The organism is Lelliottia sp. SL45 (assembly GCF_026672535.1).
GTDB classification, from domain to species: domain Bacteria; phylum Pseudomonadota; class Gammaproteobacteria; order Enterobacterales; family Enterobacteriaceae; genus Enterobacter; species Enterobacter nimipressuralis.
In genome coordinates this window covers 115,607-130,374 of sequence record NZ_JAPPRH010000015.1, presented here as the reverse complement: position 1 = coordinate 130,374, position 14,768 = coordinate 115,607, and the positions used below count along the sequence as shown (strand labels likewise).

General features: G+C 55.5%; 12 protein-coding genes and 1 pseudogene. 3 read left to right on the top strand and 10 right to left on the bottom strand.

The window, feature by feature from the left end; genetic code table 11:
• Positions 1-49: 49 nt before the first annotated feature.
• The 7 genes from OVA10_RS25840 to OVA10_RS25810 form a co-directional block, all read right to left on the bottom strand.
• A complete protein-coding gene (locus OVA10_RS25840; RefSeq protein ID WP_268197241.1) occupies positions 50-1,309 on the bottom strand; it encodes a TolC family outer membrane protein in 1,260 nt (419 codons plus the stop codon).
• 799 nt (positions 1,310-2,108) lie between these two features.
• On the bottom strand, positions 2,109-3,980 hold the full coding sequence (gene gss, locus OVA10_RS25835) for a bifunctional glutathionylspermidine amidase/synthase (protein WP_268197240.1): 1,872 nt from the start codon (positions 3,978-3,980) through the stop codon (positions 2,109-2,111).
• A 159-nt stretch (positions 3,981-4,139) separates the two neighbouring features.
• Positions 4,140-5,117 (bottom strand): ABC transporter ATP-binding protein, encoded by a 978-nt coding sequence (locus OVA10_RS25830; RefSeq protein WP_248859171.1) that lies wholly within the window; start codon positions 5,115-5,117, stop codon positions 4,140-4,142.
• Entirely contained in the window at positions 5,114-6,091 is a 978-nt protein-coding gene (locus OVA10_RS25825; protein ID WP_268197239.1) for an ABC transporter ATP-binding protein, read from the bottom strand. The genes OVA10_RS25830 and OVA10_RS25825 overlap by 4 nt, the downstream gene beginning before the upstream one ends.
• Entirely contained in the window at positions 6,084-6,929 is an 846-nt protein-coding gene (locus OVA10_RS25820; RefSeq protein ID WP_268197238.1) for an ABC transporter permease, read from the bottom strand. Before OVA10_RS25820 ends, OVA10_RS25825 begins: the two co-directional genes overlap by 8 nt.
• 6 nt (positions 6,930-6,935) lie before the next feature.
• A complete protein-coding gene (locus OVA10_RS25815) occupies positions 6,936-7,889 on the bottom strand; it encodes an ABC transporter permease (protein WP_129035152.1) in 954 nt (317 codons plus the stop codon).
• Positions 7,890-7,936: 47 nt separating this feature from the next.
• A complete protein-coding gene (locus tag OVA10_RS25810; protein ID WP_268197237.1) occupies positions 7,937-9,526 on the bottom strand; it encodes an ABC transporter substrate-binding protein in 1,590 nt (529 codons plus the stop codon).
• 247 nt (positions 9,527-9,773) lie between these two features.
• On the opposite strand from OVA10_RS25810, the gene yghU reads away from it, so the two are divergent.
• Positions 9,774-10,643 carry a glutathione-dependent disulfide-bond oxidoreductase gene (yghU, locus tag OVA10_RS25805; protein ID WP_100778934.1) on the top strand — a complete coding sequence of 290 codons (870 nt, stop codon included), beginning with the start codon at positions 9,774-9,776 and terminating at the stop codon, positions 10,641-10,643.
• Positions 10,644-10,687: 44 nt separating this feature from the next.
• Here the strand turns inward: yghU and OVA10_RS25800 are convergent, their stop codons facing one another.
• Positions 10,688-11,371: a molybdate ABC transporter substrate-binding protein gene (locus tag OVA10_RS25800; RefSeq protein ID WP_268197236.1), complete on the bottom strand. Its 684-nt coding sequence runs from the start codon at positions 11,369-11,371 to the stop codon at positions 10,688-10,690.
• Positions 11,371-12,422, bottom strand: a pseudogene (locus OVA10_RS25795) (ABC transporter substrate-binding protein). Before OVA10_RS25795 ends, OVA10_RS25800 begins: the two are co-directional and overlap by 1 nt.
• Before the next feature lie 322 nt (positions 12,423-12,744).
• Here OVA10_RS25795 and OVA10_RS25790 point away from each other — a divergent pair.
• Positions 12,745-13,728, top strand: a complete 984-nt coding sequence (locus tag OVA10_RS25790) for a sensor domain-containing diguanylate cyclase (RefSeq protein WP_100778931.1) — start codon at positions 12,745-12,747, stop codon at positions 13,726-13,728.
• Positions 13,725-14,441 carry an L-fucose operon activator gene (gene fucR, locus OVA10_RS25785; RefSeq protein ID WP_107702835.1) on the top strand — a complete coding sequence of 239 codons (717 nt, stop codon included), beginning with the start codon at positions 13,725-13,727 and terminating at the stop codon, positions 14,439-14,441. The genes OVA10_RS25790 and fucR overlap by 4 nt, the downstream gene beginning before the upstream one ends.
• Here the strand turns inward: fucR and OVA10_RS25780 are convergent.
• Positions 14,423-14,710, bottom strand: a complete 288-nt coding sequence (locus OVA10_RS25780; RefSeq protein WP_095283363.1) for a DUF2623 family protein — start codon at positions 14,708-14,710, stop codon at positions 14,423-14,425. The two genes, fucR and OVA10_RS25780, sit on opposite strands and share 19 nt — an antisense overlap.
• Positions 14,711-14,768 lie beyond the last annotated feature (58 nt).

Below are 14,768 nucleotides of genomic sequence, written 5' to 3'. Positions count from 1 at the left end.
AATCTCCCATTCTTCTTGAACTTATATCCGCAGCGTCAGCCGCGTTTCTCTAACTTAAATCAGGTAATTTGGCCGCAGCGTTTTTTTCAATTCCAATACGTTGCATGAGATTATCAACGGCTGACGCATAATTAACTGCACTCGCCCAGCTATCATATTCTGCTGATATTTTGGAGGAGGTTGCCTGCCAGACATCTTGTTCGACGCTCAGGAGATCGTTAATACTTCGCTTACCGAGGGTATATTCATTTTTATAAACTTCACGGGCGCGTAACGCATTTTCCAGCTGGACATTTCCGGCCTCCATTCGGCCACGCGCCCCGCTCCAGTCTGCCATTGCGACTGAGGCTTTTTGCAGGACATCAAAGCGAGCCTGATCCACCTGCGAAGCGGCCATAGCACGCGCCCCTTCAGCCTGGCGAACCCTGGCGGACACCGCGCCGCCCTGGTAGAGCGGGGCATCAATATTCAGCTGGATCTGGTCGTCCCAATAGGAGCGATTATCCGATTCATAGCGCGTTCTTCCTCCTTTCAGGCTCAGGGTCGGCCAGTGCTGGGATTTCGCCCGTTCAATGCCGTACTGGGCAGAACTCTCCATGGTTCTCGCCGCCAGAACGGAGGGAATCAGCGTGTAGTCGATGCTATCAAGGGAATCCTGCTGCACCTCAAGCGTGGTCGGTAACGGGGAGAGCTGTTGTGCATCAATTCCCGTCAGAACCGACAGCCTGGCGCGGGCACTTTTCAGCGCCGCGTTGTATTGCTCAAGGGTCGCCTGCATTCCCGCCACGCGGGTTTGCGTTTGCAGCTCATCAGAAGTGGAGCTAAGGCCCGCGCTGGAACGTAATTTCGCCAGCTGTTGCACATTTTTCAGGGCCAGGATGTTCTCCTGCGCGGCCTGGGTCAGGTCTGTATAGCGTTTCACATCCACATAGCTCAGCGCGGTTTTCTCCGCGACCGACGATAACGTCGCCATCAGCTGATACCGATAGCTGTCATGCTGGGCGGAAGACTGGCTGATCGCGCTATTGGTTTTACCAAAGTCGTACACGAGCTGCGTCAGGCTCAAGCCCCACGCCGCCGAATTTTTCAGCGAACCGCTGGAGTCCGTCGTCTGGCTATGGCCCGTATTGCCGTTCAGTGAAATTTGCGGCATCCACCCGCTTCGGGCTTCATCAATCTGGGCCTGACCAATTCCCATCTGAGCGGCTTGCTGGCTCACGGAGGGATCGCGATCGAAAGCAAAAAGAATGCTCTCTTTTAATGACGTGCGTGCGACGGGGGCGCTGCCAATCGTCCCGTTATTTGCCATCGATGAGGACATCGTGGCCGCAAATAAAACAAGGGCGGCAGGTATCTGGGTATATTTAAACGCTCTCAAGATAGATCTCCCTTACTATTCCACCCCTGAGGATGGTGTATATCGTTTTCTTCGCCTCCCCCACTTAGCCAGTGGTAAAAATCTTACACGTAAGAATTTTTCAACGTTTAATGAATGCGCGAAAAAGCCTAAGCACCAATTTTCACTAACGGAAATCAGTAGCAGATAATCGTTTTTAAGAATTTACTTATTCAACATTTCTTAACGGCGAGCATAACAAAATGTCTTAAGTGGAACTATACCCACAATGTTAACAAGGTGTTAATGCTAAGAGAAAAAATGCGGTTTCCAGACAAACCGTGAAAATAGGGCCTAAATCGGCCTGGAATAAACGCATTGTTATTTAAGAAAATATTTAAAATACCTACCTGTACATTTTTGCGTTTATTTCCCAATGAATATGACACAAAGATTTTCAAAGAAATGTCAGTTTTAGTGCCGTGGTTATTATTTAAACAACACAGAAAAAATTATCCCTTAAGAAACAGGATACTGCGCCATCAATTGTTAATAATCAGCATTTAACACCAGTAATTTATTTATAAGCAGTCATTCAATCTAAATGTGAAAAAATAAACAGAACAATAACAATATAACCGGTGCATTATTAGCACATTCGGGATAACTCATTACGTTTATTCATCAATCGATGGCATCAGCCCCAAAACGGCAATAAAAAACCCGCAGGAGAATCTGCGGGTTTTACCGTTTCGACGCGCGTTGTGCCGGATTAGCTCTCCTTATCCTTCTCCACAATCAACGGCTCGATATCGCTCTCTTTCTTAATCACCAGCGAATCATCCCCGCGCAGGCAGGTGCCGCCGTAGTTGCCGCCGACGGTAAAGGTGCAGACCTGGATGTATTTCCCGTCCACTTTCGGCAGACACCACAGCTGCTGGTAGATATTTTTACGATCCGTGAATTTACCGCTGGATTTATCCAGCAGCTCCTCTTCGGCGCTGATCAGATCGATATTGCTGCCGCAGCGACCGGCGATAGGTTTCACCGCATAGCCGGTTTTGGTGAGCAATTCGTTGACCTCGAAATCCGTATCCAGCAGATAACGGTGGTTCGGGAACAACTGCCACAGCACCGGCAGAATCGCTTTGTTGCCGGGGATCACGGTCCACAGCGGTTCAAATACCAGCACTTCCGGGCGCAGCAGCACGTCAATTAAACGCACCTCTTGCTGGGGATGACCGGTGCGAATCGGCACGGCGGCGTATTCGGTTTCGCTCACTTCACGCACCTGCTCGATCGCCGTTTCCCACGCCCAGGTTTTCCAGACACAGTTCACCGCGCGACCTTCGTCATCGATAAGCTGCCCTGCCGCATCCCAGCTCAGCGCTTCCAGACCGTGCAGAATTTTGGTGTCAAAACCGGCCTGCATCAGCGAGCGCTGGATAAAGAGCGCGTGATAATCCTCTTCGATATCGTTGTCCTGCATGATATGCACGAACGGACGCGCGTGGCTGTGTTTCCACGCGCCGGTCAGCTCTTCGAGCAAGCCTTCCGCCGGGTTATGCCCGGTGCCGCGATAGCCATTTTTCACCCACTCTTCGAGGATCAAACCGCCTTCCGTATGGCAGGAGGCAGAATCGGCGTTGTACTCGTACACCTTCAGCCCGCGCTCATCCATACAAAAATCCATACGACCGGTGATCATATGGTGACGACGCCACTGCCAGGAGAGGCGCAGGCGCGGCCAGAGGATTTTCGGGATGTCGAAAAGCGCGAGTAAGTTGTCGTCTTTCAGCACTTTATCGGTGGCGTGGAGATACATCAGATGCAGCTCGTTGGTGGCTTTGATCAGCTCCTGCTCGGCACTTTCGGTGATGGTGAAATACTGGCAGGGATCTTTATTGATCACATGTCCGTTGGCGCGAACGTAAGCCTGCTGGAGAGCATCCTTTTCGTTGAGCCATTTCCCGTCGAACTGGCGTTTGTTGGCCAGTCGCGCCCCGCTGATTTTCAGCTGTTCACCGCCGATTTCCGGCTGCGGCAGGCTGTGCTCTGTGTCGTCGGTCTGGATCATCCAGCCCAGAATAGTGGTATCTGTGAAAGTGTCGTGCAGGGTGTAGCAGCCTTTTTCGACGGACAGGCGCAGCTCGCGCGTCCACTGCTGCCCGACCGGCAGCGGCGAATGGAGTACGTTCTGCTCGGCAATGCGCACTTTATCGCCCATCAACTGAGTGATAACGGCCACATGGCCGGTCTCATGAAACTCACCGCCCTTTTGCCAGATGAGCAGCGAACCGGCTTTTGGCGCGCGTTTCGATCCGTTGGCAAACGCCTGCAGCGGCAGGATGGTGTCGTTCACCACGGCGCGCAGGAAGCGCAGGGAGAAGATCTCCCACGCCATGCCGACGTCGGTAAATACCATGCCGTAGTTGAGGAACAGGAAGCGGCGCGCGAACTCCACGCACTGCCATTTGTGGCCCATGTATTCGTTGCCGATATAGCTACGAAACTCCGCGTCTTCGGGGTACTGGCGCGGGTCAAGACTGCTGTAGTTCGAGGAGTAAATTGCCACGCCACCCGGCGCATAACCTAACAACGTCCCAAACGGAGCGTCACTGCTTTGCTTTCCATTATTTCGCATGAATCCAACCTAAAAAGGCAGGCGGCAAGATGATGAGGGTTGTCGTCTGCGTGTTGACATGAATCAGACAGAAGAGGATTTATCATACACCTGATAAAGGGACAATTCACAGTGCGAGCCGGGCACGCCTTCGCGCCGCCCGGCGTTGTTCGCGGCACCTTAGACCTTAAATAACCAACAGGCCGCAAAATGCCCCGGCGAGATCTCCTGCATGGCGGGCTCCTGCGAGCGGCAAACCGGCATGACGTGCGGGCAACGGCTGCAAAATTTACAGCCAGGAAGCACCGACGTAGGGCCGGGGATCTCCCCGCGCAGGGTTGCCTGCTCAAGATGGCGGATGCGCGGATCGGGCAGCGGAACGGCGGCCAGCAGCGCGCGCGTATAGGGGTGCGCCGGATGGGAATACAGCTCGCCCGCCGGGGCCACTTCCACCAGCTTTCCGAGGTACATTACCCCGATACGGCTGGAGATATGGCGCACCATCGACAGATCGTGGGCGATAAACAGATAGGTCAGCCCCAGTTCCTGCTGCAGGTCCTGCAAAATATTCACCACCTGCGCCTGCACCGACACATCCAGCGCCGAGAGCGGTTCATCGCACAGCACAAACTCCGGGCGCACCGACAGGGCACGCGCAATACTAATGCGCTGGCGCTGACCGCCGCTGAATTCATGGGGGAAGCGCTGCAGATGTTCCTGTTTAAGCCCCACTTTATAGAGCAGGGTTTCCGTACGTTCCCGCTGCTCCTCGCGGCTGTAGCCGTGGATCTGCATCGGTTCGGCCACCAGCTGCTGCACCGTCATACCCGGATTGAGCGACGAGTACGGGTCCTGGAAAATGGCCTGCATCCTTTTACGCAGTGGCTTGAGCTGTTTTTCGCTGGCCTGCGCAATCTCCTGTCCGGCAAAGTGAATTTCGCCGGAGGTGATATCAAACAGGCGCAGCATTGCGCGCCCAAGCGTCGATTTTCCGCAGCCTGATTCGCCCACCAGACCAAAGGTTTCTCCGCCATGAATATCAAAACTCACGCCGTCGACCGCTTTCACCGCCACGCCTTTGCGCAGCAGCCCACCCTGAACCGGATAGTGTTTACGCAGTTCACGGACGCTCACTAAAGGGGCATTTTGCTCGCTCATGCCTGAACCTCCTTATCAGCCCATAACCAGCAGGCCGCACGGTGGCCCTCGCCAACGGAATAAAATGCGGGTTGTCGCTCGCACTGCGCCATCCGTTTCGGACAGCGCTCGGCAAACGGGCAGCCCGGCGGCGGATTGAGCAGGCCAGGCGGCGTTCCTTCAATAGGTGACAGGCGGTGATTTGCCTCGTCCGCGCGCGGCAGGGAGGCCAGTAACCCCTGGGTGTACGGGTGCGCCGGACGATAAAAAATATCCTCCACACTCCCCTCTTCCATCACCTGCCCGCCGTACATCACCACGACACGGCTGCACACCTGCGCCACCACGCCGAGATCGTGGGTGATCAGCAGAATGGCCGTCTGAGTCTGCTGTTGCAGGCTTTTCAGCAGGCGCAGGATCTGCGCCTGAATGGTCACATCCAGCGCGGTTGTCGGTTCGTCGGCGATCAGCAGTTTCGGGTTGCAGGAGAGCGCGATGGCGATCATCACGCGCTGGCGCATCCCGCCGCTAAACTCGTGGGGAAACTGATCGTAACGGCGCTCCGCTTCGGCAATCCCCACCTGATCGAGCATGGCAATGGCCGCCGCTTTTGCCCCCTTTTTGGACAGCCCTTTGTTGCGAATGAGGATCTCCGACATCTGTCTGCCGATGGTCACCACCGGGTTCAGGGCGGTCATCGGGTCCTGGAAGATCATCGCAATGTCGTTGCCACGGATCTTGCGCATTTGCTCGGGGGTCTTCTTCGCCAGATCGTCATTCTGAAAGCGAATACTGCCGCCGGAGATATGCCCGTTGCTGCCGAGCAGCTGAATGATCGATTTGCAGGTGACGCTTTTCCCGCACCCGGATTCGCCGACGATGCCGACCAGCTCCCCGGCCTGCACATGAAAACTCACGCCGCGCACCGCCTGTACGTTACCGTCGCGGGTGCGAAACGAAGTGTGCAGATTATCGAGTTCTAATAAGTTATTCATCGCGGTTCGCTCCCGGCTCAAAAGCGGTGCGGAATACGTCACCGAGCACGTTAAAACTAAACACCGTCAGCAAAATCAAAATGCCGGGGAACATCGCCAGCCAGGAGGCTTCGCCGATGTACGACTGGGCGTTGTTGAGCATACTCCCCCACGACGCAGCGGGCGCCTGCACGCCCAGCCCCAGGAAACTGAGGGTCGATTCCATCAGAATGGCCGATGCGATATTCAGCGTCGCCGCCACAATAATTGTCGGCAGCACGCCGGGAATAATATGGCGCAGAATGATGCGCAGCGGATGCTCGCCGGACGCGCGGGCATACAGAACATATTCGCGCTCTTTGACGCTGAGCGTTTCAGCACGCACCAGGCGCGACATGCTCATCCAGGTCAACAGGCTGATAATCAGGATGATGTTATCCACGCCCGGCTTGAGGTAGGCGTTCACCACCAGCAGCAGGAAAAACGCCGGAATGGCCATCAGAATATCGACGACGCGCATCATCAGGTTATCGAGCCAGCCGCCAAAATAGCCGCTGATGGTGCCGACAAGCGTGCCGATCAGCGTGGAAAAAAGCATCGCCAGAAAACCGACCATCAGGGAGATCTGCCCGCCGTACAGGGCGCGGGTGAAGTAATCGCGCCCGTATTCGTCGGTGCCAAACCAGTGCGCCGCGTCAGGCGGCAGGGTGCGCGCGCCAAGGGACATCTGATCTGGATCGTAAGGGCTTAGCCCTGCGCACAGGGCGGCGACGATAAAAATAAAGAGAATAAAAAGTGAAAACTGCGCCGGACGGTTGCGGCGCAGCTGGTGGCGAACTTGTTGCCAGCGTCTGCTCATCCGGGGTTACCTCAGGGTACGAATACGGGGATCGGCGAAGCGATAGAGCAGATCGGCGATCAGATTGCCGACGATCAGCATCATCGACGACAGCATGATGATCGCCATGATCAGCGGGTAGTCCAGCGAGGTGATCGACTGAATGCCCAGCAGCCCCATCCCCGGCCACGAAAAGACGCTTTCGGTTACGTAGGCCCCCACAACCAGCTCGCCAAACGACAGGCCAAACAGGGTGATCACCGGCAACAGCACGTTTTTCAGCACATGGCGGAACAGGATACTGGTGCGCGTGGCGCCATACGCCAGCTGGGTTTGCACATAGTCGGCGGAGAGCTGCGAAATGGTGTTCGAGCGGATATAGCGCACGTAGCTGGAGAGGTTATAGAAGGTCAGCGCAATGCACGGCAGCACGCCGTGACGCACCACGTCCAGCCAGTTGTCCTCCATACCGATAGTGCGCATCCCCATGCTGGGGAACCAGTTCAGCTGCACGGCAAAAATGGTGATCAGCAGAATACCAAACCAGAAAATGGGTACGGAAATACCGATATAGGCGAATAAGTTCAGGATGTGATCCAGCCAGCGGTGTTTGAACGCGCCCGCGAGCAGCCCCAGCGGAATGGCGAGGAGGATCGCCATCACCAGCGACGCGCCCATCAGCCCAAGCGTGGCCGGAATGCGTTCGCCGATCATCTCCAGCACCGGGCGATGGTAAATCAGCGAATAGCCCAGGTCGCCCTGCAAAACGTTTTTCAGCCACAGAACGTATTGCGTCACCAGGGGCTTATCCAGCCCCATGCTCTGGCGGATACGTTCGATATCTTCCGGGGCCATTCTCGGCGTGATGTACGCCGCCACCGGATCGCCGGGCGCGAGTTTGACCAGCAAAAACGCCACCAGCGAAATAAAGAAAAGCATCGGCAGCAGTTGCAGCAGCCGACGCGTCAGTAATGTGTTCACGACATGCCCTTAAAAAAACACCCCGGCCAGTTGGCCGGGGCAACGACTTATTTTTGATAGATTTTTGAAAGGTCCTGGAACATATAAACCGGTTTCGGTTCGGCTTCCTGCGTCCCGCCAAAGCGTTTGTCCACGGCGACTGTCGCATTGGTGTAGGCGATGGGGTAGTAGGTCATGTCGTTGGCGACGGTCTGCTGAATTTGCTTGTAGATTTCAGCACGTTTGCCGCTGTCGGTTTCTACTGCGCCTTTGTCCCACAGGGCGTCGAACTGCGGGTTTTTATAGTGCGCATAGTTGTAGGCTTCGTTGCTCATGAACAGGGATTTGTAGCCATCCGGCTCCGCGCCCATGATGTAACCGCCGAGGTTCAGCTCCCACGCGGTGTTGTTCATATCCAGGCTGCGCTGAGACATGGCGTTGGAGTCGAGCGGCATCAGTTCCACATTCACGCCAATGCCTTTCAGCTGCTGCTGAATATAGAGCGCCATGCTCTCCTGGGTTTTGTTGGTGTTCACATAGGCCAGGCGCAGCTTGAGATCGGCTGGCGCGCCGGACGCTTTCAGCAGTTCTTTGGCTTTTTGCTGATCGAACGTGTACTGCTCAACGTCGTTGGTCTGATAAAGCGTGTCCGGCGTCAGGAACGAGCTGGCCGGTTTAGCATAATCCAGCGAGGTGAACGCGGTTTGGGTCAGTTCGTCTTTGTTGATGGCATAAGCAATCGCCTGGCGAAGCGGTTTGCTTTTCATCACCGGCACGTTCTGGTTGAAGGTCATGTACGCCAGACGGCCTTCCGGATAGACCACAAAATCAAATTTGCCGGTATTCTTCAGGCGGCTGACGTCCTGCGGGTCCACCATCTTCAGATTGATTTCGCCGTTTTGCAGCGCAAGGTTTGCGGAGTTGCTGTCTTTGGCAAAGCGATAGGTCACGGAGTCGAGCTTCGCTTTGCCGTTCCAGTAATCGTCAAAACGGGTCAGGGCGTAATATTGCCCCGCGCGGTACTCTTTAAACTTGAACGGACCGGAACCTACCGGCGCATCGTTTTTGGTGCTCTTTTCCAGATCCGCTTCTTTTGCGAACACGTGTTCCGGAATCGGGTAGATCTGCACCAGCGTTCCGGTAAAGGCGGCGCTGACCTGTGGCAACGTGAACTTCACGGTGCGATCGTCGACTTTACTCACTTCGACAGGCTTACCGCCGTAGGTGAACATGCTGCGGAAGAAGCTGTGCTGTTTGGCTTCGAGGAGCTTATTAAAGGTGAAGACCACGTCGGAGGCGGTCAGCGGCTGGCCATCCTGCCATTTCAGATTCGGTTTTAAGGTCAGGGTATAGCTAAGATTATCGGCGGACGGCGTCAGGCTTTCGGCCAGGCCCCATTCGATTTTGCCGTCGTTAAAACTGTAGAGCGGCGCGTACAGCGCCTGCATGATGGTCAGCGTGGTACGGTCGCTGGCGTAGAGTGGGTTTACGGCCAGCGGATCGCCGGACGTGATACCGATAATGAGCGAGCCACCCTCTTTTGGCGCATCACTTTTTGCTGCTGGCGCGTTCGCCGTTTCATTCTTTTTAGCATCGTCACAGCCCGCTGCGGCCAATGCTATGGACACCAGAACAGCAGATAACAGTAGCTTGCGCATATCTCACTCACTCCTTGCCTCAATAATATTAAATACTGAAAAGTTCTTTTTATTCAGGAGCATCATATTCAGCTTTGTCATATTGCGCATTAACAATGAAAATGCGATTTTCGATTAAGCTTATAACCAATTTGATATATATAAGCGCCAGAAGGAATAGGGCCTAATCAATTGCGCTCGCAACGTTAAAGGGTTCACGAATCTCCTGCTACACTGCCTCAACACATCACTAAAAAGGCAGATCAACATGTCAGACAACACCTACCAGCCACCGAAAGTGTGGGAATGGAAACAGAACAGTAACGGCGGCGCGTTCGCCAATATCAACCGCCCGGTTTCTGGCGCGACGCATGAGAAAACGCTGCCAGTGGGCGCGCATCCCCTGCAGCTCTACTCCCTCGGCACGCCAAACGGCCAGAAAGTGACGATCATGCTGGAAGAGCTGCTGGCGCTTGGTGTGACAGGCGCGGAGTATGACGCGTGGCTGATCCGCATCGGCGAAGGCGATCAGTTCTCCAGCGGGTTTGTGGACGTGAACCCAAACTCGAAAATTCCGGCACTGCGTGACCACTCTGTGAACCCGCCACTGCGCGTATTTGAATCCGGCAATATCCTGCTTTATCTGGCAGAAAAATTCGGTCACTTCCTGCCAAAAGATCCAGCGGGACGCACCGAAACCCTGAACTGGCTGTTCTGGCTGCAAGGCTCTGCCCCGTTTCTTGGCGGCGGTTTCGGCCATTTCTTTAACTATGCACCCGTGAAAATTGAGTACGCGATTGACCGTTTCACCATGGAATCAAAACGCCTGCTCGACGTTCTGGATAAGCAGCTGGGGCGCGGTCGTTTTGTCGCGGGAGATGAGTACAGCATCGCCGATATCGCCATCTGGCCATGGTTCGGCAACGTGGTGCTTGGCAACGTGTACAACGCCGCCGAGTTCCTGGATGCAGGCAGTTACAAGAACGTTCAGCGCTGGGCGAAAGACGTTGCCGAGCGCCCGGCGGTGAAACGCGGCCGCATCGTCAACCGTACCTTTGGCGAGCCGAGCGAACAGCTGCATGAGCGCCATGCCGCCAGCGACTTCGACACCCAGACCGAAGACAAACGTCAGGCGTAATGCGCTGACAGATTGCCCGGTGGCGCTGCGCTCACCGGGCAAAATTACACGCCGAAACCGCCCTGCAGCAAAATCGCTTTTGCCTGATCCGACTGTAAATAATCCGCCAGCACCAGCCCCTGTGGCGTCATTACCGCGCTTGCATATTCCGCTCGCGGGTTAAAAGGCGCAGGTATGTTTAGCACGCTCAGGCCGGCAATCTGACGAAGCGCGGGCGCATAGCTGGCGTAGCCGATAAACAGATCCGCCTGATCACTTTCAATGATCCACTCTGCCGCCCGTTTACCCTGCGGAACCGGTGCAGACGCCCGCCCGCCGACCAGCGCCATCGCCCGCTCCCGCACAGGGATGCCCGCTTCGCCCATACGTGTGAACAACTCCTGGGTGTAGTCGCCGGAGGGATCGCACCCCGCCGTGGAGGTGCCGAGGCGCAAATCGGGCCGCGTAAGCAGCGAGAACCAGTCATCGTCGTCGCGAAGCACCTCGCTGCGCGCTGTCAGGCAGAGCTGATTGCGGGCAAATACCGCCACGGAAGATGCCAGCCCCTTTATGAGCAACGCCTGGGGATGAGCGACATTTGCTGACGCAAACAGGTCACACGGCTCTCCGGCTTCAATCCGTTCCCGCAGCAATCCGGCCGGACCAAACTGCGTCTCAACCGCGTGCGGGAAATGGGCCAGTAATTGCGGCCATATATCGCGCAGGCTGCCCGCTGCCAGTACGCGCATCAGTCGATACCCTGGTAATGGGTGCGGTAGAAACGCTGATACCATTCGTCGGCGATTTTGCGCATATCAACGTCTTTAAACTTCTCAGGATAGAGTTTTTTCGCCATCCACAGTTCGCCAATGCCCATCGCTTCGGGCATCGGGAGCCCCAGGCTTTGGCGTAGTCCGGCATCAGGTAGACGCGATGGTTTTTCACGGCGTCGATCACCTGCCACTGGGCCGAACCCTTGATTTCATCGACCACCGATGGATAGCGATCCTGCACAAAGATGACCTGCGGATCCCAGGCGATAACCTGCTCCATCGCCACGGTTTTAAAACCCTGAATGGTCGCCGCCGCCACGTTGACTGCGCCCGCATGGGCCATCATCAGGCCGGTATATTTCCCCGAACCGTAGGTGGTCAGTTCCGGATTGGCCATATAGGCGCGAATACGTTTCTCTGCAGGGATATCCTTCAGACGGTCGCTGACCATCTTGCGCCCTTTATCGGTGGCGGCGATCAGATCTTTGGCTTCCTGCGGTTTGTTGACGATCTCACCGATCAGGGTGATCCCCTCGCGCAGACCCAGATCGTAGGCTTTTTCTTCGTCGGCGATAGTTGGGTTCAGCTTCGCTTTTTCGCCCGGCGCGTCGTGGCGCAGGGAGATAGCGATCACCGGGATACCCAGGCTGCTGATTTTGTCGATCATCTCCTGCGGCGCGTAGTTGGTGACAAACACCACCTGCGGATGCAGAGCGATCAGTTTTTCCGGGTCTACATGGGTGAGATCGCCGAGCGTCGCTTTCTGATTCAGCTCCGGTGCCAGGCGGGCGTAGCCCTCGCCAAGCTGCTGTTTCCAGTTCGCCATCACGCCGACGATTTTGTCGGTCGCGTTCATTTGCACCAGTAAGTTCAGCGTCTGATGCTGAAGCACTACCACGCGGTCGACCTTATCGGGAACGGTGACGGTACGGCCAATTTGATCGGTTATCTGGCGGGATGCCTCAGAAGATAACGGGAGTAAAATCAGTAAACTAAAGGTAACTGCCTGCCAAAATCGATTGTTCATAATGCCCTCGCACTTTCGTTATGCACAGGATTATATAACGATTTGTGACGCAGATCTTCGCCTGCTTTGTGGGTAGGCATTATTGCCATGAAAAAATGAACACCCCCGGCATTAAATAATTCCCGGACCGGTTTTGTCTTTTGCAAATAAAATGCAAAGGGCGCGAGTGAAAAAATAATCCGCTGCGAAAAATTATTTCACCCCTATTTTCTTAAAAGAAAACCGATGTACTTATTGCAAATCACGCTCTTTTTTCAACAGCATATTTACAACCGACGCTAAACTGGCAAGAATAATTTTTATTTCCCCTAAGAAACGTCCCATGTCAGAACAGGCGCTACGACAGCAGATTCAGAATCTGAAAAAGCATAACGCCCGGCTTGCCAGGCTGGCGCGTGACGCCCGCAGCAAGCTCAGCGCTGCGCTGGATGGCACGGGTCTGTGTCTGTGGCAGCTCGACGTGCCCAGTGGGAAGTTAATTATCTACAATCGCCGCTGGGGCTCGATGCTGGGGTACCAGCCGAAAGAGCTGAATGCGCAGTTCGACGTCTGGCGCGAGCACCTTCATGCCGATGATAAACAGATGGTGCTGGATGCGTTTTATGACCATCTCCACGGCAAAACCCCGTTCTACGAAGCGCTGCACCGCATGCAGCATAAAAATGGCACCGTCAGCTGGGTGCTCGATCGCGGGCGTGTCAGCGAATGGGATGAGCACGGGAATCCGCTCAAGGTCACCGGCACCCACATTGATATGACGAAGGAAAAGCAGTACGAGGAGCAGCTCGCGCTGCTGGCGAACCACGATCCGCTGACCGGCCTTGCCAATCGTCATGCGCTGATCAAACAGTTCCGCGCCCTGAAAGAGCAGGGTCCACTCTGCGTGGCTTTTATCGATCTGGATGATTTCAAAACCGTTAACGACACCTTTGGCCATCGCAGCGGCGATGAACTGCTGATTCAACTGAGCCAGCGCCTGCGCGAAACCTGCCCGCAGGGTTCTGTCGTCGGGCGTCTGGGTGGCGATGAGTTTGTTCTGCTGTTGCCCTTCCCGCTTTCGAGTCTGTGGGTGAACAGCACCGCGCACAGCTGTTTGCGCGCGGCGCTAACCCCTTTCGAGCTGGATAACGGCCAGGCGCAGGTGGGGGCATCGATTGGGATAGATGAGGTTCAGCCGCAGGATGATTTCGTAAACGCCCTGCGCCGCGCCGATCAGTCGATGTACCAGATCAAACACACCGGAAAGAATGGCGTGGCGATCGGCTCCACGCTTATCTCGATTTCCCGTACCGGAACGGACGCGTGAAGGCCAGCCGCCAGCAGAGCATTATCCAGCTCCTGAGCGACTGCGACGGGTTGACCACCGACGCGCTGGCAGAGCAGCTGGCGGTCAGCAAAGAGACTATTCGCCGCGATTTGAAAGGGTTGCAGCAGCAGGGGAAAATTGTGCGTCACCATGGCCGCGCGCGGGCCATTCACCCGGACAACCGCGACGGCGGTGAGCCGTTTGGCGCACGCCTAAAGAGCCATTACGCCGATAAAGTGGATATCGCCCATCGCGCGCTGGACTGGGTCAGCAGCGGAATGACTCTTGCCCTCGACGCCAGCTCGACCTGTTTCCATCTGGCGCGCCAGCTTCCGGACATCGACCTGACGGTGTTCACTAACAGCCTGCCCATCTGTCACGAAATGGCGAAACGCGAGCGCATCACCCTGATCTGCACCGGCGGCACGCTGGATCGTAAGTATCGTTGTTACGTCAATCCGGCGCTGATCTCCCTGCTGAAAGGCGTGGAGATCGACCTGTTTATCTTTTCCTGTGAGGGGGTGGACGAACAGGGCGATATGTGGGACCCGGCCGAGCACAGTGCGCTCTTTAAAACGCAGCTGTTACGCCGCGCCAGTCAGTCGCTGCTGTTGATTGATAAGAGTAAATTTCAGCGTGCGAGCGAAGTCAAAATCGGCTCGCTGTCGCAGGTGACGCAGATGATTACCGATGCTCACCCCTCCAGACGGTAGCCCGCCATAAAGTAGCGCAGTGTGGTACTCGACTGATTTTCTTTGAAAAAATCCATCACCATATCGCGGTCCAGCCCGTAGCGGCGTGTCAGGATACCGGCCTCCCACGCGCTGAGCTGGCGATCGCCGGTTTTCTCAAACATCCGGTGCGAAAAACCGAGCACAAATCCCCGTTTATAGTCAGAACAGAAATGCGCGACGTTCTTTGCGGTATCCGCCTGCGCCGCGCGCATCCCCGCCATCAACCCTTTGCCAAAATGGTTTTCCATTGATTTACCCTCAATCGCTATATATTAAATTATATAGCGATATTTTGAGCGATGGCTA

Coding starts and splice junctions, on each gene's coding strand:
- OVA10_RS25840 (WP_268197241.1), bottom strand. CDS start 1,309: ATGGCAAATAACGGGACGATTGGCAGCGCCCCCGTCGCACGCACGTCA.
- gss (WP_268197240.1), bottom strand. CDS start 3,980: ATGCGAAATAATGGAAAGCAAAGCAGTGACGCTCCGTTTGGGACGTTG.
- OVA10_RS25830 (WP_248859171.1), bottom strand. CDS start 5,117: ATGAGCGAGCAAAATGCCCCTTTAGTGAGCGTCCGTGAACTGCGTAAA.
- OVA10_RS25825 (WP_268197239.1), bottom strand. CDS start 6,091: ATGAATAACTTATTAGAACTCGATAATCTGCACACTTCGTTTCGCACC.
- OVA10_RS25820 (WP_268197238.1), bottom strand. CDS start 6,929: ATGAGCAGACGCTGGCAACAAGTTCGCCACCAGCTGCGCCGCAACCGT.
- OVA10_RS25810 (WP_268197237.1), bottom strand. CDS start 9,526: ATGCGCAAGCTACTGTTATCTGCTGTTCTGGTGTCCATAGCATTGGCC.
- yghU (WP_100778934.1), top strand. CDS start 9,774: ATGTCAGACAACACCTACCAGCCACCGAAAGTGTGGGAATGGAAACAG.
- OVA10_RS25800 (WP_268197236.1), bottom strand. CDS start 11,371: ATGCGCGTACTGGCAGCGGGCAGCCTGCGCGATATATGGCCGCAATTA.
- OVA10_RS25790 (WP_100778931.1), top strand. CDS start 12,745: ATGTCAGAACAGGCGCTACGACAGCAGATTCAGAATCTGAAAAAGCAT.
- OVA10_RS25780 (WP_095283363.1), bottom strand. CDS start 14,710: ATGGAAAACCATTTTGGCAAAGGGTTGATGGCGGGGATGCGCGCGGCG.